This window comes from Mucilaginibacter sp., from assembly GCF_041663085.1.
Classification (GTDB): Bacteria; Bacteroidota; Bacteroidia; order Sphingobacteriales; family Sphingobacteriaceae; genus Mucilaginibacter.
On record NZ_JBAZRC010000003.1, the window covers coordinates 68,047 to 90,048 of the forward strand.

The window sequence follows — 22,002 nt, forward strand, 5'->3', positions numbered from 1 at the left end:
AGTTGTAGTTGTAGTTGTAGTTGTAGTTGTAGTTGTAGTTGTAGTTGTAGTTGTAGTTGGCGGCCGGAGGCCTTATAATATTGGTCACCCGGCTGGAGCCAAGCGACTGCATCGGGGAATTAAGCTGCCCGATATTTAAAAATACAGATCATTAGCTACGCGGTAAGTATTGCAATGCGCTTCAACAATATCTTTTATTTGCGGCGAATAGCCTCCACCCATGCTTACCTGTACAGGTATATTGTTTAGTTTGCATTGTTCAAATACAAAACGGTCGCGCTCTTTGCAGGCTCCTTTTGACAGGGCCAGTTTGCCAAGTTTGTCTGATTCCAGGATATCTACCCCCGAGAGATAAAAGATGAAATCTGGCTTGTGGCTTTCAATTAAGCCAGGCAAAGTGGCTTTTAATAAGCCCAGATATTCATCATCGGCAATGCCATCGGGCAACGGTATATCCAGGTCTGAGCGCTCTTTTCTGAAAGGGAAATTCCTATCGCCATGCATGGAAAAAGTAAACACACGGGGTTCATTCTCAAAGATCTGCGCGGTACCGTTGCCCTGGTGTACATCTAAATCGATAATTAAGATAGATGTGCATAATTTATTGTTTAACAAATAATTAGCGGCTATTGCCTGGTCATTTAACATGCAAAAACCTTCGCCCCAATTACTGCCCGCGTGGTGTGTGCCGCCGGCTACGTTAAAAGCTACGCCGTATTCAAAAGCATATCGGCACCCGTCTATAGTGCCTTGTGCTATCCTCACCTCGCGCTCTACCAATTGTGCCGATAAGGGGAACCCTATCCTTCTTTGCTCTTTTGGCGGCAATGTAAGGTTGCGTAATTGGTGCCAGTAGTCCGCATCGTGGGTTAGTAGTATGGTAGGTTCATCAACCGCATTGGGCGAAAAAAGATTATCTGCTGTGATGATACCCTCGTGTAATAATTGTTCAGGTATCAGCTCATACTTCAGCATCGGGAAACGGTGTCCGGGTGGTAACGGATGTGCGTATATAGGGTCGTAAGCTATTTTAAGCATGTATACTATTCGGCAAAGATCTCGCCAACATGTTTTTCGATATTGTCGCAAATATTATCCAGCGGCAGATCGTTGGCATCGTAACCGAATGGGTCTTCAATTTCTTCGGCTATCAGCTCTATACTGGCGAAAACAAACAGGATGAACCCGATGATGGGCATAATGAAATACTTAAGGTCAAAAGCCCAGGTGAAGGGCAGTGTCATGATATAAGTAAAAATGAATTTTTTGATAAATACGCTGTATGAGAATGGTATGGGTGTTTTTCTGATGCGTTCGCAGCCACCGCAAATATCTGTAAAAGAGGTTATTTCGGCAGTTATACTAACCAGTTGTTCAGGGTTTATCTGCCCCTCTTTATTTAAGCGGTAAACGTTTTTGATGATGGCCGATGCTACCTGGTTAGGCACATGTTTATTGCCATCTGTGGCTAATATCGTTTGGTTGCCGGGCACATATTCATCACGTAAATGATCCCTTAACGACCGTGCATATAACGGGATGGCATAATTAAAGAATGCGGCATCGTTTGCACTGATCAGATGCTTTAACTTGATAGCCAGGTTACGGCTGTTGTTGGTTAAGCTGCCCCATATTTTACGGCCTTCCCACCAGCGGTCGTATGCAGAATTAATGCGGAAGGCAAGTAATAACGAGAATACAAACCCGATAGTTTGATGTACATAGATAACCTTGCGCAGGATGCTGGTTTCTGGCACCTGCCAAAAATCTATCAGTAAAAAGGTAACCACACCGGCGTAAATGCTCACACAAAGCATCAGCGGGAAAAGTTCGCGCAGGGTATCGGCCTTATTAAATTTAAATATAAGCGAGAACCAGCTTTTGGGGTTATAGTATATCATTTTGTAACGTTGTGTATTTAGTTTTAAAATATTAATTGGGGCATGTGCGGTTCCCCTCTTGAGAGGGGTGCAGGGGTGTGTTATGCGTAATGCTTTACGTTATAACACACCCCCGCCATTACGCAAGCCCTTCGCACCCCCTCTCAAGAGGGGAATCGATAAACCGCCAATCTTCATCGCCGCGCATTATTTAACAGCTTCAAGGGCCTTAAAAAGGCTTTCAGCAGCTTTGTAAACATCGGTGTAAGTATTGTAAAATGGCACAGGGCTCAAGCGGATCACATCCGGTTCGCGCCAGTCGCCAATTACGCCGTTATCCGCCAGGTAATTAAAAATAGCTTTAGCATCGCGTTTGCATACCACCGATAGCTGGCAGCCGCGTTGTGTTTTATCTGTCGGGGTGATGATCTGGTAAACATCCTCCCCATATTTTTTATTCACTTCGCCTATCAAATATTCCAGGTAGCCGGTAAGTGTTTCGCTTTTGGCGCGCAACGCAGGCAAGCCACCTGCTTTTTCAAACAGATCAAGCGAGGCGCGGTGCAAGGCCATTAGCAGTATTGGGCTGGTGCTTACGTTCCACCCTTCCGCTCCGTTCTCGGGTTCAAAACCGGGCGCCATTAAAAATTGCTTATCCTTACGGTAGCCCCACCAACCGGCAAAGCGGTTCAGGGTGTCATCTGCAAAATGCTTTTCATGTACAAAAATGCCGCTGATACCACCGGGGCCCGAGTTCATGTATTTGTACGAACACCAGCAGGCAAAGTCAGCATCCCAATCGTGCAGTTTTAACGGTACGTTGCCGGCGGCGTGTGCCAAATCGAACCCTACCAGTGCGCCTGCCGCATGACCGGCTTTAGCTATAGCTTCCAGGTCAAAGAACTGCCCTGTGTAATAGTTAATTCCGCTAAACATCACTAATGCCAGCTCATCAGCGTTATCGGCTATCTGTTTCAGGATATCTTCGGTCCGTAAGGTGGTTTCGCCGGTACGCGGTGCAACTTCTATAATGGCATCTTTTGGGTCGAAACCATGGAAACGTACCTGGCTTTCCATAGCGTACTGATCTGACGGGAAAGCGCCCGCCTCCATCAATACCTTATAACGTTTACTTGTTGGTTTATAGAAACTTACCATCAGTAAATGAAGATTTACTGTGAGCGAGTTCATTACAGTTATTTCGGTTTTTTTAGCACCCAGGATGTTTGCTAACGGGCCAAGTAAAGTTTTGTGATATTTAAGCCAGGGCTCATCGCCCATAAACCAGCCTTCTACCGCGTTATCTTCCCATGCGTTTAGCTGGTCCTGTACATATTTTTTGGCCGACCGGGGCTGTAAACCTAAGGAGTTTCCGCACAGGTAAACGGCATTGTGCCCGTTATGCTTTGGTATCAAAAACTCATCGCGAAAGATTTTTAAAGCATCCTGCTCATCCAGCTGAAGGGCAAATTGTAAAGTGTCCTGGTAAATCATTAGCCAATATTACAAAAAACTGCCTTACCTGTTTTATACTAAATTTAAACATCCTTCCTTTTAATGGTATTCATTGTTATTTTAGAGGCATGTTTACCCCCTCAACTATGTGGAATATTGTAAAGAAATACTATTTAGCAACTTTTGCAGGCATGTTTGCTGCAACTTTAATGAAGATATTGCTGGGTAAGCATACCGAAACTTTTTACAGGGCAATGCTGATTGCCCTTGCAACAGCATTTGCAGTCAGCCTTATTGCCGGCACGCTTTTTTACTTTCAGGATACCAAATGGGGCCCCAAAAAACGTAAAAAGCTATTTAATAAATCCCCTTTCATCGATTTACTGATGAACCGCTTTATCCAAAAGGATGATGCTGTTGTTGGTGTAATAGATGGCTACACCATTATTGTGGGTTATACATGGCCAAACGGCAGCCCCGCAATAGCTGTGAATGTTTTGTTTGATAAGTATTTTGCCGCCCGTTATAAGGGTGATATTGATGATATTAAAAACAGGAATAAATTATACACCTGGACCGAAGGAGCGGTGGGCGATCTTTTAACGTACAACTATAGACGCCCATCATATAATAAAATAATGGAGGCGGCCGAAGTACTGATCAATGTTTTAAGGGCCGAAGGCTTATCTGCTACAAATTATAAGGATAATGAAAAACCAGAACTTGCCACAGGCAATATAACCAGGTTTGGTGCGGTGATATAATTACAGTATCAAAATAGTTGTTCCAAAACGTATTAAAACGGGACAAAATGGAACATGCCTTAAAACTTTAATCATCTACAAATCAAATAATTAAGGTTTTATAGTAAAGTTCTTTTTTTACGGCTGAGGGTTCCTAAAAAGGCCGGATCAGGGCCGAAAAAGGTCGAAATAAAGCCTGTTTTTTACCGCCGTTTTTACTTGACTATTTTGTTTAATTTCTAAAAAAATGGAACAAAACTCAATTTTCATAAATTATTGAAAATTAATACTTTACGAATAATTGATGAAGTTTTCATTTAGATACTGACACGAATTTGTCAGTATTACTAATCTCATTATCAACATGTTCCATCTGTTCCACTTGTCCCGTTTTTAAAATGGGACAGAACTTTTATTACAGGCTTATTTTACCGTGGTTGCCTTCGTCATATTGTTTGCCGCTTAGTGCCGCTTTCAACATGTTAAACAACACTACCATACTGCTGCTACTGCTATCCCAGTATTCGGCATCGGTTGGCTCAAGTTTTATCAGGGTAAGTTTTGGGTCGTCTAATCCTTCGGGGAAAAATGCCTGTACAAACGGGTTCCAAAGCTCCTTCATTTTCGCTTTATCATCAACCAGGGTAGCTTCGGCAACTATGCTCAGGTAGGTGTGGTTCTTGGAGTCTGAATAGGTTAATGATACGGTATTTTCTACCGAGATCTCACTGGCCTTTGGTGAATATTCATTGGTGAAAAACCATATATTACCCTCATTATCTACATCTGCTGTTCCCATAGGCCTGCTGTTAAAGCCGTTTTCCTGGTTATAGGTGGTCAGCATGGCTGTTTTTACTTCGTTTATTTTGTCCTGCATGTATTTCAGGCTCTCTGTTTTTGACCAATTGCTCATAGTATGTTATCTTATAACTAACCAATAAACCAACAACAAAATTATTTGTTGGGCTTACTCACATAAATATTTCCTTTTACATAGAAACGGTAAGGCAGCAAGGCATCCTCACCTGCATAATCAACCCCTACGCGCGGGCCTGCCGCCACCTCAGAGTCGGGGAAGGTTAGCCCCCTGTCCTCTACCCATATCACATCACTTTGCAAACTCATGGCGTTTATTTTGCGGGAAATACCTAATGCTTTAGCTACTGATCCCGGGCCTTTTGTGATATTGGGTTTTAGCATATCTAAGTTACGTCTTAGCATCATAACTTCCAAACCATCAGTTGGTTGTATGGCTCTAATTAAAATAGCATGGGGCTGCCCTTCTTCGGCTACCACAATGTTAAACATCTCGTGGATGCCATAGCATAGATACACGTATGATACCCCGCCCTGCATATACATGGTTTGGGTACGTGGTGTAAGCTTGCCACCGTAAGAATGCGCGGCTTTATCATTGATGCCTGTATAAGCCTCTGTTTCAACAATGTATCCACCGGTAAGTTCACCATCAATGCAGGTAAACAAGTACTTGCCTATCAGGTCGCGACTTAACGCAACGGCATCTGTTTTATGATAATAGCTTTCAGGAAGTTTCATATTTATTTCAGGATATTGGCCAATAAGGCGTTTATCTCATCAGCCTTATCAAACACCATAATGTGGGTGCCGCCCTTTATAACCGCTGTTGGGTTTTTAATGTTTTGGTGAGGGAAAACAAGGTCCTTACCGCCAATGATATGGTAAAGATTGGGAATAGTTTCAGCGTTTTCCCAATGCAGTACCGCCTGCATGGCCCATTTTAAAAATATGGGGGATGAATTACGTAGCATGCTTTTAAATAAAGCCAGATCATCCGGCGCCATTTTGCCAAACATTGGTTTTATCAGGAAGCCCACATATGTCATCAATTTACCGGGGATAGCTTTGTAAACAGGCAAGTTGCGGAAAAATTTAAAGTACCACGGCGCCTCGCTATTGGTTTTGATGCTTGATATCAGGATCACTTTATCAAGCTTAACCTGTTTGGCTATTTCAACCGAGATCATCCCGCCTAAGGATACACCTATTACGGTTGAATTGTTCTGTATATCGTGCTGTTTTGCAATACATTGTGCGTAGCTTGTTAAAGTATCACCGGGTGCCGGAATATGCCAGTCGACCAAAATAACTTCACAGTTTGCAGGCAACTTAATATGCTTAAACAGGCGACTATCAGCACCAAGGCCGGATATCAGGTAAACTTTATGCATTAAATTTGATCAACCCGATAACCTGTGTCAGGTATTTAGCATCTGTTTCGTCAAACTCGTTCAGTTCAGAGCTATCTACATCCAATACGCCAATTACCTCTCCATGCGAAAATAAGGGTAGTACAATTTCTGAACGGGATAATGAACTACAGGCAATATGGCCGGGAAAAGCATCTACATCAGGCACGATCAGTGTTTCGGCTTTATCCCATGCGGTGCCGCAAACGCCCCTGCCTTTGGCTATACGGGTGCAGGCAACCAGCCCCTGAAACGGGCCTAAAACCAATTCGTTGTTTTTAACAAGGTAAAAACCTACCCAAAACCATTTAAACTGTTCTTTTAAAGCTGCCGCCACATTAGCCAGGTTGGCTATCAGGTCGGTTTCTCCATAAAGCAAACCTTCTATCTGCGGGATAAGTGATTGGTACTGCTCCTCTTTGCTCCCTGAAGCTGTTATTTGTAAATCCTCTGCCATAAAGCAAATGTAATGATGCCTTGTTGAAAGTAAATAAGCCAAATCTCATATTTAATATTTTATTTAGCAGGTAAGATGATTGTTAGCCTCACTATTGTTCGTTACCGGAAGACATTTGTACCATTTGCCCTGCTTGCCATGGCTGTGCACCGTCTGCCTATGTGGCTCCAAAGTGGCTGCAGCTTTTGGAAACTGCTTGGCAGCGGCCGCAACGGTACGTTCGATCTGCAACCCGATTGGCAGCAGTGGGGCTTGTTAGCCGTTTGGGATGACCGGGATGATTACGATCGCTTTGCTAAAAAGTCCTTCGTAAGCAAATGGTGGAGGGTGCTGGGCCGCGAAACCTGGACACTCTTATGCCAGCCGATGCAAAGCCATGGTAAATGGGATGGTAAAGAACCATTCGGCAAACCCAATAACGCCATAGGCGATGGCCCGGTTGGTGTGCTTACACGGGCCACGATCAGGATGAGCGGGTTGAAAAACTTTTGGGCGCATGTGGATGAGGTTGCTGATTTGATGGTTGGCGCCCCCGGATATATCACTTCACTTGGAGTGGGTGAAGCACCGGTTTACCGACAGGCGACCTTCTCGGTTTGGGAAAGTATGGAGCAGATGAAGGCTTTTGCGTACGGTAGTAAACATGCCGAGGTTATTAAAAAAACACGTAGTGAAGATTGGTACAGCGAAGAACTTTTTGCCCGTTTCAGGATCATCGAAAGCAGCGGTACTATTAACGGAAAAGACCCGCTTGCAGGGTTACTAAAAACACAAATTACATCATGAGAATAATTGCAGAATTACCCCACCCTGATTTTAAAATATCTATCCTGAACATGAACCAAAAGTATATTGTAAAGATAGAACAAGGCACCCTTGAGCAGACCTACAAAATCCCCGAAATGGATTTGACAGATGGCGTGAACAGCGTTTTTGAATTGCTTGATGAAGCATTTTTGAAGACCGTTGCAGAACGCTTTGTAACAATGGGCACTGATTATAAGGATGCTTTTTATAGGTATAACTACTAGTGAAGGTAATAGTTGTATATTGCTGTAAAGTAGATGTTTATATTTTTAATTAATTCATAACCAAATTTTATTTGGCGGCTTTTTAAGTATAAATCTGTATTTCCTAAAAAAAACATAGCTCTTGGCTTTGAATATTCTGCTGATGTATATCGTGTAAATAATTGATATTAAATAAGTTATATTAAATAAAATTAACAAACAAAATTTTATTTGGGTGTATTTTTAGCTATTATAGGGGCAATTATATACATCCGTAACCTGTTGCAAAATGTTTTTGGGATGGTCTTTTAAAGTGATTTAAATTAGGCAGGTAAAAGATCACAATACCAGAAACCAGATAATGCTTTATCGGTGCTTTCTGCGCAGGGATCATTCAAATTTACAGGAGCCTTATATTCTCTAAATACCTTCTCCCCTGTTTTATATTTAATCTCATTTTTAAAGATCGGACCTTTAAAAGCGAAGGTGTGGAACTCCCCATTTTCTCCGCATACATCTACATTTTCGGGCAGGTTTTTAATAAGCTCCGGGGTTATTTCTTTTCCAACTATTTCTTCCAGATGATGTTGAACGCAGGCTATCACCGTACCAAATCCGAGCGATAAAAATTCATTTATTATTTCACCGGTATCACGTTTCCAGAGCGGGTAGATCCCGGTCATACTTACTTCTGCTAATCGTTTATCGCGGTAGGTTCTGAGGTCTTCCAAAAAGATATCACCAAAGATGGAATGCGTTATCCCTTCATTTTTAAAATGCGTTAGGTGTGTGGTCATCACCTTATCGTAGGTATCCATATCGGGCATCTCTGGTAAACGGATCTGATAAAGTGGTATACCTACACTCTCGGCCTGCTGTATCAATAACGCTGTACGAACACCGTGCATAGATATACGGTCGGCAACACCATTAACCGTAGTAACAAGGTAGCGGATATCCAGCTCTGGATTTTGCAGGCAATAGTAAAGCGCCAATGCACTATCCTTTCCACCGCTCCAGTTAAATATACAAGAGGTCATTTTTAATTAGCTGAATTAAGTAATAACTCATCAACCAGCATGGGTACCCCTATCGTAGCCTTATAAGGCATCTCTACAATGCGCCTGTTGCTAACGGTGGGAATGTTTGGGTCGATAATGTATTTGGTTACCTCGCGGGGCACGTAGTTGATGAGTCCGGCTGCCGGGTATACGGCAAGCGACGTTCCTACCAGTATAAACAGATCGGCCTTTGAGCAAAGCTGCGCGGCGGTTTCTATCATCGGCACAGCTTCGCCAAACCAAACCACATGGGCACGTAATTGCGAGCCAAGCTCACATGTATCTCCCATTTTAATTTCCCATCCATCAATGGGGTAAGTCAAATTTGCTTTTACACTTGATTGCGAACGGGTGATAATACCATGCAGGTGCACAACCTTTGTTGACCCGGCGCGTTCGTGCAGGTCGTCTATATTTTGGGTGATGATGGTTACATCGTACCTTTCTTCCAGTTTGGCCAAAGCATAATGTGCCGCATTGGGTTGGGCTTCTAAAACCGATTTACGGCGCTGATTGTAAAAATCCTGCACCATGGCCGGGTCGCGCTCCCAGGCCTCGGGCGTGGCTACGTCTTCAATGTTGTATCCCTCCCATAGCCCATCGCTGTCCCTGAACGTTTTTAAGCCGCTCTCAGCGCTTATTCCCGCGCCGGTGAGTACTATTATGTTTTTCATATAAGTTTCAATCACGCGCGAAGTATCGCACCTCTACAAATAAACAAAAATGCATCATTTAAGACGCGATACTTCGCCCCTCAAACAAAAAAAGCGGTTAACCAATGGCCAACCGCTTTTCAATATCATATTATCAACTTATAAAGCCAGCTGTCTTTTTCCCTGTAATACAGTATACTTGCTTTTTGCCAGTTCGAAACCTCCAAAAAGGATGGCTCCAAATAGCAGGTCGCCAAACAACATATTCTTTTCAAACGGGATGGCAGCTACCAAAGATGCACCATAACCTGCAAGCGTATTTGGATAACCTGTTATCCACGGCAGATCCATTACTAACCAGTGAATTAAAACCGGTAGTATGGCTACTAATACCACATTGTAAACCGTAAGTTTTTTAATTAAAGTTCCGGCAAATATGATCATTGCAAAACATCCGTACATCCACAAATCGCCCACCGAGAACAGCATTATTTTATGAAAGTAGAAATAATTGATAGGGATGTTACTCAAAAAGATGGAAGCTAGCACAACAGCGTAGGCTTTCCATTTATCGTTAAAGTAAGTACCTCCAAATAATGCTACTGCACCAATTGGCGTAAAGTTACTGAGCCATTGAAATTCTAATGTAACTATACGCATGGCTATAGATACAATGATCATAAGCATTAATACAGTAGTACGGGTGTTTGTTTTTTGTGATGCCATGTTTTGTAATGTAGCGCAAATTTATTGATTATACACTGTAATATAAAATGCTATTTCTTTAGTAAAGTTATCCTGCCTGGGTTTACGCCGGTTTCAATACTGTATTCTTTTGTGCCATTTTTATCAAAGGCAGTCACCGTACCGTTAGATGAATAATCTTTTGCATCAGCAATAAAAACTTCACCTGTCATACTATCAACCGTAATGGCGTAAGGGGCGGTAATAGTTACATCGCCTGTAATAAAGTTAGCGCGTTCTAATTTTTGAGTTTTAGCATTATACATAGCAATTTTATTATCGGCAGTTGGATAATAAACATAATCGCCGTAAGCAGCAATAGGGATGTTATAACCAAGGCTTAAATCGCTTTGAGATTTTACTATATCTGTTGTATTGTCAATAATAGTGATACCCGCAGATACATCACCATAGTTCCCTGCCGACAGTACATACACATTGCCATATGTATCAGCAGTAATGGTAATTGGATTAACGGTTACAGTTATCTTTTTAGCTTCAGCTAAAGTGGTTAAATCAATCACCGACACCGTTTTATCAAAGTTAGGATAATCCAACCCGCCAGAATTTGCTACATATAATTTACCATTTGATACAACCATTTGCTCGGGGCTGCGGCCAACGTTTATTGTTTTTATAATAGTAAGTGATGTAGTATCAATCACCGATACCGTTCCGTTGTAAGAAGTTACAAATGCATTGCTCTTATAAAAAACAACGCTACGGGGTTGAGTAAGGTTGATTTTTTTGATCAGCTTGGAGGTTTTGGCATCTGCGATATCCAAAAGATCGGAGTTATTCACTACGATAAACATTTTCGAACCGTAAATTCCCAGATCGTTACCGGTATCACCCAACTTTTCGGTGTTGGCAACGGTGAATATATCCGATGTGAGTTTTTTAAGGGTGTAGTCGTAATAAGTTAGCGTGCTGTTGTTGTGGCCAATTCCTCCCTGGTTTAAAACATAAACGCCCGCTCTTTCTGCGTCCGGGGTATCTGGTGTTGGTTGTATTTTTTCCTTACTACAGGATGCCAGCACGCTAGCAAAGGCAAGCGAAATAAACAGGTACTTAAGTTTAATTTGTTTCATGTTATTGTTGTTATATGGTCATTTGGAATGAAATTCGGAATGAGCGGCCCGGCATGGGGTAGCTTTGTACCACCATATAGTTTTTATTAAAAAGATTGTTAACCTCTGCTGATAATATTACCGGCAGGTGTTTGCATACCCCTTTGTACACTACTGAGGCATCACTTACAGTGTATTTAGGCAGATAATCCTCATCATTGTTATTGTTATTATAGTACCTTGATGATAATTGCTGCTGGTTATAATAAACCCCGACAGGGCCTTTGGTTACCCCTATGTTAAAGGCAAATGTGTTTTTGGGGATATAAGGCAATTGATTAAGATATATTGAAGATGTTGGGTCGGTTACATTTTGTGCCTGCTGGTACGAGTAGTTAACCGACAATACAGCATTATACCCCGCCCCTAACCTGGCCTGTGTTTTTAAGCCGGCATCCAATCCTTTAATATCAACTTTTCCGAAATTTTCTACCGAACCATTATATAAATTGGGGGTATATACAATCTTATTAATCACGTTGTTATAATAAGCATCTGTAGTGAGGCTGATATACTCGAACAGGCCGGCGAGGTTCTTACTGTAGGTAAAGCCCAGATCGTACTGGTTGGTAAATTCGGGCTTAAGCTTGGTATTGGTTATAAAATTATAGTATAGCTCATTAAAGGTGGGTACCCGGAATATGTATTTATAAAATCCCCTTATTTGAAAACCGGCATCATCAAATGGCTTTATAGTAGCCATAACAGTTGGCGAAAATATATTGCGATGCGGAATGGTGGTACCGGTGGCAACACTTTCGGTAACGTTGGTGTTTAGCAGGCTTGCCTGCAAGGTGGTTTTGCCCAATATCAAAGTACTTGCTAAAACATTTAATAAAGTAACCCGGGTTGGGTAACGAAAGCCTGGCAAATTGGCGCTCATGTTATTTACGGACAGGTCTGCCGCATACGAGACCTCCCAGTTTGATAAAAGATGGTAGGATATCGCTGCAGATTGATAATACTCGTGCTGAGTAAAGTTTTGATCAAGGAAGCCAGCCGTACTGGGAAACTGCGGGTTAAAGTAATGCAGGTAATTTCTTGAAAATTTGGAATTTACCAATATATGAATGCCCGAATTAAACAGATGATCGTACCCGGCCTGCAAAAACAAGTCTTTGTTCCATAAGTGCTGGCCTTCCGGTGGCGGCTTGTTGATGATGACAGCACCGGGAAGGCCACGGTCAGAATTATAATAGTTAGCGTGTAAATTGAATTTACTGCTGTCGTTTTTGGCCCAATATAGTGCACCATCAACTTGTTGGGCATCTATATCCGAGCCAACCCGAGTTTGCCGGCTTTTAAAAAGTCCGTCGTCATTAATATAATCATAGCGGCCATTGGCTTTCTGCAAATAGCTGTTTATTATAAACGACCAGTTATTACTCAATCGTTGTTGCCATTGCACATAGGGGTTAAACAAACCAAACGAACCTGTTTTAGCTGCTACGGTTATCAAAAAGGGTTTACCAGGATCCAACCGGGGCTTTATGGTGATTATGGAAAGAATACTTGCCGATGCAAACGAACGTGCCGGCTGAAGGATATTCGGCAGCTGCCCGTTATACAGCGCTATCTCCTGTACATTGTTTAGGTTAAGTCTGCCGAGGTCAACCTGCCCGTTCTCGGCGTCGTTAATTTGTACACCATCATATAACACGGCTATATGGTTTGCGCCCAGGCCACGCACCGATACCGTTTTTAAACCGCCAATGCCTCCGTAATCTTTAATATTAACGCCTGCAAAATTGCGAATAGCATCGGCAACGTTTGCGGCACTGTAGCGGGAAAAATCGACAGAAGTAATTTGTTGCGATGGTGTAATGGTTTGTATGAAAGGTGCTTTCGATGATGATATAACAACCTCTTTTAGCTTTTTGCTGGTGTCTTGCTGGGCAAGCGCATTGGAACAGGGCAGTAAAAAAACAAACAACAACGCAAAATATCCGGATAAACTCCATGAGTATTTAAAAACACCTGATATTCTAATTTTCATGTTGTAAGCAAAACTTACAGCATACAGGAATGGTACAGAATGGAAATACGCCGGTATAAAAAGAGCATTCACACCCAAGCTTCAATCCCCGAAAGCTGTGAATAATATAATGCTGAGGCAGGTATTCTGACTTACTCCCCTTTGCCCTGCCTTCCCATCCGCCGGTTGGCGAACAGTGACTTGTTGATTGGACGTTGGTTAACGGAGCTTACAGCTGCGGGACAGTTACAGATTTACACTGTATTCCCTTTTAATTCGTACTGGTAAACGTACCGGCAAGAAACCTAAAGCGCTGCAAATGTAGTATTACCATTGTTAATAGCAAAGGCTAAAAAGTAACGTTGGTTAAATAATTTTCAATAAAAGCAAACTCATGGTTTGTTATGATGTTAAACAAGATACAAACTACCAGTATATGACAACATTAGCAATACAAAATAAATGGAGAGGCCCTGCCGAGGATCAGGGACCGGCTATCAACTTATCATCCGCAGAACGTACTATCTCTATAGCCAGCGGTGTAAAACTGGCTTTATCGGGCTTTAAAGGGATATTTAAAAGCCCTTTCTCCAGCATTATAAAGCTTGGAGCAGGCGGCTACCTTTTAAACCGCGGCATTACCGGCCATTGCGAACTTTACTCCCGTATGGGCCGTAACAGTACCGAGCCGGTTAACGTAAATATCCGTTCATCATACCTGATAGATAAACCACGACAGGAAGTGTATGATTTTTGGCGCAAGCTTGATAACCTGCCCCTGTTTATGAAACACCTGGAAAATGTAGAAATAATTGACGAGAAACATTCGCACTGGGTACTTAAGCTGCCCACCGGTGTGGCTAAAGTAAGCTGGGATGCTGAAATAGTACGCGATGAGCCCGGTTACAGTATCGGCTGGAGTTCGTTGCCCGATTCATTGATAGATAATGCCGGAAAGGTACGTTTCCAGGACAGCCCGGATGGATACGGCACCCTGGTAGATATCGTGATCTCCTATCGCCCGCCAGCAGGTGGCTTTGGCGGCGGCATTGCGCATATATTAAACCCTGTATTTAAAAATATGGTTGATAATGATGTACGCAACTTTAAACAATACATGGATATTGATGGCGGTGAACCATCTGCAGCTGTTTTTGAAGAGCCCGTGGCAATTATAATAGAGGAAACGTTTATTGATACCACACCCCGTTTCCAGTCGCATATTGAGCCTTTGGATGACGGGCAAAAACAAGGTTCAGAAAATTCGTCATTGTAAAATGGCGATAAAGTGTTCACGTTCACTGCCGTGAACGCCTGTAAACATGTATAAATAGCTAATAATCAGATATCTTCAAATTTACCACCTGACAAAATACTGTCACCATAAATATCCCGGAAAATACTTTAAACAAAAAGGCCCCGAAATTTGGGGCCTTTTTGTTTAAAGTATGCTATGATTATTTTACAGCATCAATGATTGCTTTGAAAGCATCCGGGTGATTCATCGCTAAATCAGCTAATACCTTACGGTTTAAACCAATTTCTTTAGCGGCTAACTTACCTATTAACTGAGAGTAAGAAATTCCGTGCTGACGGGCACCTGCGTTGATACGCTGTATCCATAAAGCTCTGAATTCTCTTTTCTTGGTTTTACGGTCACGGTATGCATACTGTAAACCTTTTTCTACTGTGTTTTTTGCAACGGTATAAACCTTGCTTCTTGATCCCCAATAACCTTTGGCGAGGATCATGATCCTTTTCCGGCGTCTTCTCGACGCGACTGCGTTAACTGAACGTGGCATTTTGTGTTGTTTTTGGTAGTGAGTGTCCTTTTCAGGAGCTTCTGTACTCTAATACCTGGTTAAAAAATTTGTTTAATTACTTGCCTATGCAAAGCATACGTTTTACGTTGCCTAAGTCAGCTTTTGATACCAAGCTGGTGTGACTAAGGTTACGCTTGCGTTTAGTCGACATCTTGGTTAAGATGTGGCTTTTGAATGCGTTTTTTCTGGCAATTTTACCGGTTCCAGTAAGCCTAAAGCGCTTTTTTGCACTGGAATTGGTTTTCATTTTTGGCATAACTCTATTTATTTGTTTTTAGATGATTTACGTTATCTCAACGTTTTATTTTAATTGCATTTGCATACCACACGCATTTGCACTTATAACCTTATTATTTTTTTTGTGCTTTTGAAGCAACAGTTAAAAACATACGTTTTCCTTCCAGCTTTGGTAATTGCTCTACCTTACCTAATTCTTCAAGCGCCTGTGCAAAACGCAGCAATAATATCTCGCCTTGTTCTTTGTATACAATTGCACGGCCTTTAAAGTGTACGTAAGCCCTTACTTTTTCGCCGGCTTCCAAAAACTTCTGCGCATGCTTTAATTTAAATTCAAAGTCATGGTCATCAGTGTTCGGCCCGAAACGGATCTCTTTGATAACTGTTTGCTTGGCATTGCTTTTTATCTCTTTAAGCTTCTTCTTTTGTTCGTAAACGAATTTGTTATAATCGGTTACTTTACAAACGGGAGGTACTGCGTTTGGAGAGATCTCAACCAAGTCAAGTTCTTGTTCCTGTGCGATGGCCAAAGCATCCCTTAATGAGAATATGCCTTGCTCAACGTTATCACCTACAAGGCGCACTTCTTGTGCACGTATGAATTGATTGATGTTATGTTCGGCTTCTTTTTTCTTAAATGGAAGCCTGGGTCCTCTGTTGAAAGGTTTGTTTAAAGCCAAGTTATACTGTTATTTCTTTAATTATTTGTTTTTTAAATTCTTCTATGCTCATACTTCCCAAATCGCCGGTGCCATGTTTACGAACCGAAACCAACCCTTCGGTTGCCTCTTTTTCGCCCACAATCAGCATATATGGGATTTTTTTAACTTCAGCGTCGCGTATTTTGCGACCAATTTTCTCGTCTCTAAAGTCAATCAGCCCGCAAATATCGGAATCTTTTAACTCATCTGAAAGTTTTTTTGCATATTCTTCATACTTTTCAGATATAGGCAGGATAATAAATTGCTCGGGCGACAGCCAAAGAGGGAAATTACCGGCACAATGCTCTATCAATACAGCCACAAAACGCTCCAGTGAACCAAACGGTGCCCTGTGAATCATCACCGGGCGATGCTTTTGATTATCGCTGCCAGTGTATTCCAGTTCAAAACGCTCGGGCAAGTTATAATCTACCTGGATAGTACCTAACTGCCATTTACGGCCTAAGGCGTCCTTCACCATAAAATCAAGCTTAGGGCCATAAAAAGCCGCTTCGCCGTATTCAACTATGGTTGGCAGGTTCTTTTCTGCTGCGGCTTCAATGATCGATGATTCGGCAAGCGCCCAGTTCTCATCAGTACCAATGTATTTGGTTTTGTTGTTCGGGTCGCGTAAGGATACCTGTGCAGTATAATTATCAAAACCCAAAGCACCGAATACATATAACACAAGGTCAATTACTTTTTTAAACTCTTCTTTAACCTGGTCTGGGCGGCAAAATAAGTGCGCATCATCCTGAGTAAAACCACGTACACGGGTTAAACCGTGCAGCTCGCCGCTTTGCTCGTAACGGTAAACGGTACCAAACTCCGCCAAACGAACGGGAAGGTCTTTGTAAGAGCGTGGTTTTGTTTTATAGATCTCGCAGTGGTGCGGGCAGTTCATCGGTTTTAAGAAAAATTCCTCTCCCTCCTGCGGGGTTTTTATCGGCTGGAATGCATCCGCGCCATATTTTTCGTAGTGACCGGATGTTACATACAGGTTTTTATGACCAATATGCGGTGTAATTACCTGCTCGTAACCGGCTTTAACCTGCGCTTTTTGCAAAAAGTTTACCAAACGTTCGCGCAAAGCAGTGCCTTTAGGCAACCATAACGGTAAACCCATACCCACTTTTTCGCTGAATGCGAATAGTTCCAGCTCCTTACCTAATTTACGGTGGTCGCGTTTTTTGGCTTCCTCTATCAGGTGCAGGTAATCTGTAAGCTCACTTGCTTTAGGGAAAGTAACCCCATAAATACGTGTAAGCTGCTTGCGGCTTTCATCACCACGCCAGTATGCACCGGCAACGCTCATTAGCTTTACAGCTTTTATAGCGCCTGTATTTGGGATGTGCGGGCCACGGCACAGGTCGGTAAAGTTACCTTGTGTATAAAAAGTAATGCTGCCATCAGGCAGGTCTTTGATCAGGTCGAGCTTGTACTCATCCCCTTTCTCGGTAAAATATGCAATTGCATCGGCTTTGCTAACCGGTTTGCGGATGTATTCGCTTTTGGTTTTAGCCAACTCGATAACCTTGTCTTCAATTTTCTTGAAATCGTCTGACGAGAACGGCTCATCGCCAAAATCAACATCGTAATAAAAGCCTGTTTCGATAGCCGGGCCGATACCAAATTTTGTACCCGGGTACAAAGCTTCTAAAGCTTCGGCCAGTAAGTGGGCTGATGAATGCCAATAGGTTGATTTACCTTTTGCATCGTTCCATGTTAATAATTTAACGGCCGAATCTTCTTCAATGGGGCGGCTGGCATCCCAAACCTCGCCATTCACTTCGGCTGCTAATACGTTACGTGCTAAACCTTCGGAGATAGACAGCGCTATCTGCATGGAAGTGATCCCTTTGTCGTACTGACGAACGGAACCATCGGGAAGTGTAATACTAATCATCTACAACTATGATTTAAATTTTAATAAATATGTGAATTGTAACCAATCGCATACTAACGCGATTTGAACTTATCGCAAAAATAGGATTTTATTTATACAGCGAAAGTAAATTATGAAATATACGATAGTGTCGCGTCTCTACGATGACAACAGCCCAATGTTTTTCGCCGTGTTGGTGTTGTCACCAACAACAGTGAAAAAAAGCCAATTTTATATTAAAGGTAGATTTTGAGGTACAGAATTTTTAAGTATTTTCAGGGCAACTAAAACATCACAATAAACTCTTTCACAAATCATGATTGTTTACGGTACAAGATCTAAAATCATTAAAACTGAGTACACAGCAGACCCTTGCCCCAATTGTAAAACGCAAGGCAGTATGCAAATGAACATTTGGCAGCAATGGGCGCATGCTTTTTGGATCCCTATTTTCCCTATAACCAAAATAGGTTCTTCGGAATGCATGCATTGTCGCCAGGTTTTATCCTTCGAAAAAATGCCCCTAACGCTTAGGGTAACTTGTGATAATATGAAATCGCAAACTAACAGACCGATATGGACATACACTGGTATTGGTGTGATTGTCATAACTGCAATCGCCGTTAATATATCTGAGAGGCAAACGGCAAATAAGGTAACGAAAATGATCCCTTCGTTAAAAAAGAACGATATCTTGCATATAAAATTAAAAGATAACGCGTATACCCTAGCCAAGGTAAGTCGGGTTAAAAAAGATAGTGTGTTTTTGTTTGCCAATAACTATCAAATTGATCGCGCAACAGATATTAACGATTTAAGATATAAGGGCTACGCCACGACAGAAGACACATTAACAGTTGCCAACCTTATGGATATGAATAAAAAAGAACGGATACTCGATATAGAACGAAAATAAGGAATAAATTTTGGCCGTGTTGGTGTTGCTCTAACACGGGCGGGGAGAATAATGAAATAAGCGATGCTGTAGAGACGCGATACCCGCCTCTCCCTCATGCAAATCCTGCATAATCTAATAAAACGCGAAGTATCGCGTTTCTATGATGACAACAGCCCAATATCTATATCGTCAAATACTTACTTTTTATCAAATTATAATGATGCATTTCATGCCCGGCAATATGGTAACCTAAAGCCCTTACAGTTGCATCATTGGCGCTGCCGGTGCCATGCCCCATCCTGTCGAAAGCCTCTTCGGGCAGGCCGTTAAACAAGGCTATGGTTGCCAGCCTTACCGCTTCGTATTCCTCAAAAATATTGTCCAGTCCGCGTTTGTCTGCGCCCGAATATTTGGCGTAACTATCCTGATCGAACCCTATCAGGTTTTGCTGCTCGTTACGGGCAAAACGCAGGGCGCGGTAAGCAAATATGCGTTCGTCATCAATAATATGTACCAGCGTTTCTTTGATGCTCCATTTGCCCGGCGCATAACGGTACAATAAGCGCTCTTCGGGCAGCGAATAGATCAGTTCCTTTACCCTGTAAAAGTTATTCTGCAGGTATTTAAGCAGCAGCCCGTCGGTTGGTATCAGTTTCATATACATAATAGCGTACGGCGGGTAGTCGCCGGGCTTGGGTGGTTGTATAACGCGCATATTTACAGGTAGTTTGTTGTGCTGTAAAAATAAAATATAAACGCTGCAACATTTTATAAATTATCATCGTCTTTGCAGCAAATAGTCGATTTTTAGATGAAACTTAAATATATACTTGCATTAGCGGTTTTGTTGAATACAACGGCAGCCTTCGCACAAAAAGAAAAAGCCGCATACCTCACCCAAAACTCCGCTACCTGGGATGGCAGTTTTAAAAACATGGAGCGTGTGTTTACCCCCGAAGTTTTAAAGAACCAGCTATTCATGATCGGCGAAGGGCATGGCATAGCCTACTCTTACGATTTGCAGTACGACCTGGTGAACTATCTGCAACAAAAAGCCGGTGTAAAATATCTGTTTATGGAGTTGGGCTATCTGGATGGCATCCTGTTAAACGATTACTTAAAAACAGGTAACGATTCGGCTTACTTAGCAGGTTTTGAAAAATATAACGGTACCTATTACTACAATAAAAGTGTGCACCAGCTTTTTAAGAAACTTTATACCCTAAACAAAACCCTGCCCCAAGGTAAGAAGATAGTTATACTGCCTGTTGATATTGAGCACGGTTATCGTAAAGCCATTAAATACTTACAGGACAAGATGTTCACTGGCGCTAACGCTAATACACCTATTGGTTTAGCCCTTAATAAGATCGATAGTGAAAAAGGTGTTGGGAAAGAAATAGCTGCCGAAATAGTAAGGATCTACCCGATGTATAAAGCTGATATTGATACCTATAAAAAAGCATTAGGCAACAATTTTAATGATACCGATTTCCTACTGCGAAATACTTATGAAATGCTGAATGTTGCCCTTAAAAAAGCAGCCGATACGCGCCGCGATAGCGTAATGCTGGAGAACTTCAACATCTACAAACAACGCTACCATCTCGAGAATGAAAAGCTTGTAGGCCTGTTTGGTGGCTTCCACGTAAAACAAACCGACCAGCCTAATGATATCCGTTTCGCTTCATTGTTAAAGCGGTCGGGCGCGGTTAAAGGCATTTGCTCGGCATTAATGGTTTATAATGCGGGATATATTATGATGCCAAAGGGAAGCAGAGATACCACTAAAACCGGCAACAAATACAAACAAGTAGCCAATACGTACGATTATTTTACCGGCAGCTTTACCGATGGCGACCTGTTAACGCCATTTAATAATAGCGGTAAAGCCGTTCTGTTTAACCTGACAGCTAAAGGCACACCATTTAAGGGCCAGAAAAGCTTTTTAATGGATAAAGACCAATATGCCAATGTGGATGAAATGTTCCAGTTATTGATCCTAATCAACAACTCCCCTGCTACTGAGCCGCTGACCGGGGGGATGGATAAATAACATAACCTCCGCGCGTCATTGCGAGGTGGGTAAACACAAGAAGCCCTTGCTTTTCGGCAAGGGCTTCTTAAATCCTTCAACAAGTTCAGGATAACAATATTACTTATTAAAATGACCGATAATTAAGCTGGCCAGTTCAACACCTATACGCTCCTGGGCTTCGTTTGTGGCGGCGCCGATGTGCGGGGTTAATGAGATTTTTGGATGAGACAGGATCTCCTGACGCGGCGTAGGCTCGTTATCAAACACGTCCAACGCCGCGTATGATACCTGGCCGCTGTTAAGGGCTTCTATTAATGCCAGCTCGTCAATTAAACCGCCACGTGAGATATTGATCAGCTGAACACCTTTTTTCATCTGCGCCAATTCCTCGGCACCAATTAAAGCTTTATCAATAAATGGTGTATGCAGGGTTATAAAATCAGCGGTTTTGATGATCTCATCAAGTGTTGCTGCTTTAACAGTTACGTTAACTTTTGTACCGCCTGTACCCAAAACAACCTCCACTTCAGGGTTAAACTGGAACAGATCGTAAGCAATTACATCCATACCCACGCCTATCGCAATTTTGGCAACCTCGCGGCCAATACGGCCAAAGCCTACAATACCCAATGTTTTGCCACGTAGCTCAACACCTTTTGCATAAGCCTTTTTCAGGTCGTTAAATTTGGTACCGCCTTCAACAGGCATTTTGCGGTTACTGTCATGCAAAAAACGCACACCTGTAAACAACTGTGCGAAAACCAGTTCGGCAACAGATAGTGATGAAGATGCCGGTGTGTTATACACGCCGATGCCTTTGCTTTTGGCATAATCAACATCAATATTATCAACACCTACCCCACCGCGGCCAATAAGCTTCAGGTTTGGGCAAGCATCAATTAATGCTGCGCGTACTTTTGTAGCGCTGCGTACAGTTATAGCATCAAACTCCTGTAAACGAACAGGCAGTTCATCCTGCGGGATGTTATTGGTTTCAACAAAGAATCCGGCATCTTCCAGCATTTTTTTGCCTATTGGGTCGATACCATCATTAGCTAATATTTTGATCATCTTATTTTGGTCA

The 22,002-nt window shown here is 42.3% G+C and carries 24 protein-coding genes and 1 riboswitch; of the genes, 6 read left to right on the forward strand and 18 right to left on the reverse strand.

Annotated elements, in window-relative coordinates; genetic code table 11:
- Window positions 1–135: 135 nt before the first annotated feature.
- The 3 genes from WC615_RS02120 to kynU form a co-directional block, all read right to left on the reverse strand.
- Window positions 136–1,038: a histone deacetylase gene (locus tag WC615_RS02120; protein ID WP_372976497.1), complete on the reverse strand. Its 903-nt coding sequence runs from the start codon at window positions 1,036–1,038 to the stop codon at window positions 136–138.
- Between the two features lie 5 nt (window positions 1,039–1,043).
- Window positions 1,044–1,901 carry a bestrophin family protein gene (locus WC615_RS02125; protein WP_372976498.1) on the reverse strand — a complete coding sequence of 286 codons (858 nt, stop codon included), beginning with the start codon at window positions 1,899–1,901 and terminating at the stop codon, window positions 1,044–1,046.
- 186 nt (window positions 1,902–2,087) lie between these two features.
- Window positions 2,088–3,374 (reverse strand): kynureninase, encoded by a 1,287-nt coding sequence (gene kynU / locus WC615_RS02130; RefSeq protein ID WP_372976499.1) that lies wholly within the window; start codon window positions 3,372–3,374, stop codon window positions 2,088–2,090.
- A 107-nt stretch (window positions 3,375–3,481) separates the two neighbouring features.
- Between kynU and WC615_RS02135 the strand changes: the two genes are divergently transcribed.
- Window positions 3,482–4,099 (forward strand): hypothetical protein, encoded by a 618-nt coding sequence (locus WC615_RS02135; RefSeq protein ID WP_372976500.1) that lies wholly within the window; start codon window positions 3,482–3,484, stop codon window positions 4,097–4,099.
- 394 nt (window positions 4,100–4,493) lie between these two features.
- Here the strand turns inward: WC615_RS02135 and WC615_RS02140 are convergent, their stop codons facing one another.
- The 4 genes from WC615_RS02140 to WC615_RS02155 are packed head-to-tail and all read right to left on the reverse strand — an operon-like array spanning window position 4,494 to window position 6,763.
- A complete protein-coding gene (locus WC615_RS02140; RefSeq protein WP_372976501.1) occupies window positions 4,494–4,991 on the reverse strand; it encodes a pyridoxamine 5'-phosphate oxidase family protein in 498 nt (165 codons plus the stop codon).
- 41 nt (window positions 4,992–5,032) lie between these two features.
- Window positions 5,033–5,635: a DNA-3-methyladenine glycosylase gene (locus tag WC615_RS02145; RefSeq protein ID WP_372976502.1), complete on the reverse strand. Its 603-nt coding sequence runs from the start codon at window positions 5,633–5,635 to the stop codon at window positions 5,033–5,035.
- A 2-nt stretch (window positions 5,636–5,637) separates the two neighbouring features.
- Window positions 5,638–6,288 (reverse strand): alpha/beta hydrolase, encoded by a 651-nt coding sequence (locus tag WC615_RS02150; RefSeq protein WP_372976503.1) that lies wholly within the window; start codon window positions 6,286–6,288, stop codon window positions 5,638–5,640.
- Window positions 6,281–6,763: a GAF domain-containing protein gene (locus WC615_RS02155; RefSeq protein ID WP_372976504.1), complete on the reverse strand. Its 483-nt coding sequence runs from the start codon at window positions 6,761–6,763 to the stop codon at window positions 6,281–6,283. Before WC615_RS02155 ends, WC615_RS02150 begins: the two co-directional genes overlap by 8 nt.
- Before the next feature lie 75 nt (window positions 6,764–6,838).
- Here WC615_RS02155 and WC615_RS02160 point away from each other — a divergent pair, with 75 nt between their 5' ends.
- Window positions 6,839–7,549 carry a DUF3291 domain-containing protein gene (locus tag WC615_RS02160; protein WP_372976505.1) on the forward strand — a complete coding sequence of 237 codons (711 nt, stop codon included), beginning with the start codon at window positions 6,839–6,841 and terminating at the stop codon, window positions 7,547–7,549.
- Window positions 7,546–7,794 (forward strand): hypothetical protein, encoded by a 249-nt coding sequence (locus WC615_RS02165; RefSeq protein WP_067063720.1) that lies wholly within the window; start codon window positions 7,546–7,548, stop codon window positions 7,792–7,794. The genes WC615_RS02160 and WC615_RS02165 overlap by 4 nt, the downstream gene beginning before the upstream one ends.
- Before the next feature lie 302 nt (window positions 7,795–8,096).
- Here WC615_RS02165 and WC615_RS02170 read toward each other — a convergent pair whose 3' ends face one another.
- The 5 genes from WC615_RS02170 to WC615_RS02190 form a co-directional block, all read right to left on the reverse strand.
- On the reverse strand, window positions 8,097–8,813 hold the full coding sequence (locus WC615_RS02170; RefSeq protein ID WP_372976506.1) for an ATP-binding protein: 717 nt from the start codon (window positions 8,811–8,813) through the stop codon (window positions 8,097–8,099).
- Window positions 8,814–8,815: 2 nt separating this feature from the next.
- Complete coding sequence (locus tag WC615_RS02175; RefSeq protein ID WP_372976507.1) at window positions 8,816–9,508, reverse strand: NAD-dependent deacetylase; 693 nt, start codon at window positions 9,506–9,508, stop codon at window positions 8,816–8,818.
- Window positions 9,509–9,646: 138 nt separating this feature from the next.
- Window positions 9,647–10,213 (reverse strand): DUF6580 family putative transport protein, encoded by a 567-nt coding sequence (locus tag WC615_RS02180; RefSeq protein WP_372976508.1) that lies wholly within the window; start codon window positions 10,211–10,213, stop codon window positions 9,647–9,649.
- Between the two features lie 50 nt (window positions 10,214–10,263).
- Entirely contained in the window at window positions 10,264–11,322 is a 1,059-nt protein-coding gene (locus WC615_RS02185) for a YncE family protein (RefSeq protein WP_372976509.1), read from the reverse strand.
- Window positions 11,323–11,332: 10 nt separating this feature from the next.
- Window positions 11,333–13,357 carry a TonB-dependent receptor plug domain-containing protein gene (locus WC615_RS02190; protein WP_372976510.1) on the reverse strand — a complete coding sequence of 675 codons (2,025 nt, stop codon included), beginning with the start codon at window positions 13,355–13,357 and terminating at the stop codon, window positions 11,333–11,335.
- Window positions 13,358–13,455: 98 nt separating this feature from the next.
- A riboswitch (cobalamin riboswitch) is annotated at window positions 13,456–13,660 on the reverse strand.
- 112 nt (window positions 13,661–13,772) lie between these two features.
- Here WC615_RS02190 and WC615_RS02195 point away from each other — a divergent pair.
- Complete coding sequence (locus tag WC615_RS02195) at window positions 13,773–14,612, forward strand: SRPBCC family protein (protein ID WP_372976511.1); 840 nt, start codon at window positions 13,773–13,775, stop codon at window positions 14,610–14,612.
- Between the two features lie 181 nt (window positions 14,613–14,793).
- Here WC615_RS02195 and rplT read toward each other — a convergent pair whose 3' ends face one another.
- The 4 genes from rplT to thrS form a co-directional block, all read right to left on the reverse strand.
- A complete protein-coding gene (gene rplT, locus WC615_RS02200; RefSeq protein WP_067193249.1) occupies window positions 14,794–15,138 on the reverse strand; it encodes a 50S ribosomal protein L20 in 345 nt (114 codons plus the stop codon).
- 76 nt (window positions 15,139–15,214) lie between these two features.
- The gene (gene rpmI / locus WC615_RS02205) at window positions 15,215–15,415 is read right to left on the reverse strand and encodes a 50S ribosomal protein L35 (RefSeq protein WP_067059792.1); all 201 of its coding nucleotides are present in this window, start codon (window positions 15,413–15,415) and stop codon (window positions 15,215–15,217) included.
- A 94-nt stretch (window positions 15,416–15,509) separates the two neighbouring features.
- Window positions 15,510–16,076: a translation initiation factor IF-3 gene (gene infC, locus WC615_RS02210; protein WP_067059793.1), complete on the reverse strand. Its 567-nt coding sequence runs from the start codon at window positions 16,074–16,076 to the stop codon at window positions 15,510–15,512.
- A gap of 1 nt (window position 16,077) precedes the next feature.
- Complete coding sequence (gene thrS / locus WC615_RS02215) at window positions 16,078–18,003, reverse strand: threonine--tRNA ligase (protein ID WP_372976512.1); 1,926 nt, start codon at window positions 18,001–18,003, stop codon at window positions 16,078–16,080.
- A 295-nt stretch (window positions 18,004–18,298) separates the two neighbouring features.
- Between thrS and WC615_RS02220 the strand changes: the two genes are divergently transcribed.
- On the forward strand, window positions 18,299–18,898 hold the full coding sequence (locus WC615_RS02220) for a hypothetical protein (RefSeq protein ID WP_372976513.1): 600 nt from the start codon (window positions 18,299–18,301) through the stop codon (window positions 18,896–18,898).
- Window positions 18,899–19,061: 163 nt separating this feature from the next.
- Here WC615_RS02220 and WC615_RS02225 read toward each other — a convergent pair whose 3' ends face one another.
- Window positions 19,062–19,595, reverse strand: coding sequence for a DinB family protein (locus tag WC615_RS02225; protein ID WP_372976514.1), 534 nt, complete (start codon window positions 19,593–19,595; stop codon window positions 19,062–19,064).
- A 96-nt stretch (window positions 19,596–19,691) separates the two neighbouring features.
- On the opposite strand from WC615_RS02225, the gene WC615_RS02230 reads away from it, so the two are divergent.
- The gene (locus tag WC615_RS02230; protein WP_372976515.1) at window positions 19,692–20,936 is read left to right on the forward strand and encodes a hypothetical protein; all 1,245 of its coding nucleotides are present in this window, start codon (window positions 19,692–19,694) and stop codon (window positions 20,934–20,936) included.
- 99 nt (window positions 20,937–21,035) lie between these two features.
- Here the strand turns inward: WC615_RS02230 and WC615_RS02235 are convergent, their stop codons facing one another.
- The gene (locus WC615_RS02235) at window positions 21,036–21,989 is read right to left on the reverse strand and encodes a D-2-hydroxyacid dehydrogenase (RefSeq protein WP_372976516.1); all 954 of its coding nucleotides are present in this window, start codon (window positions 21,987–21,989) and stop codon (window positions 21,036–21,038) included.
- Between the last annotated feature and the right edge of the window lie 13 nt (window positions 21,990–22,002).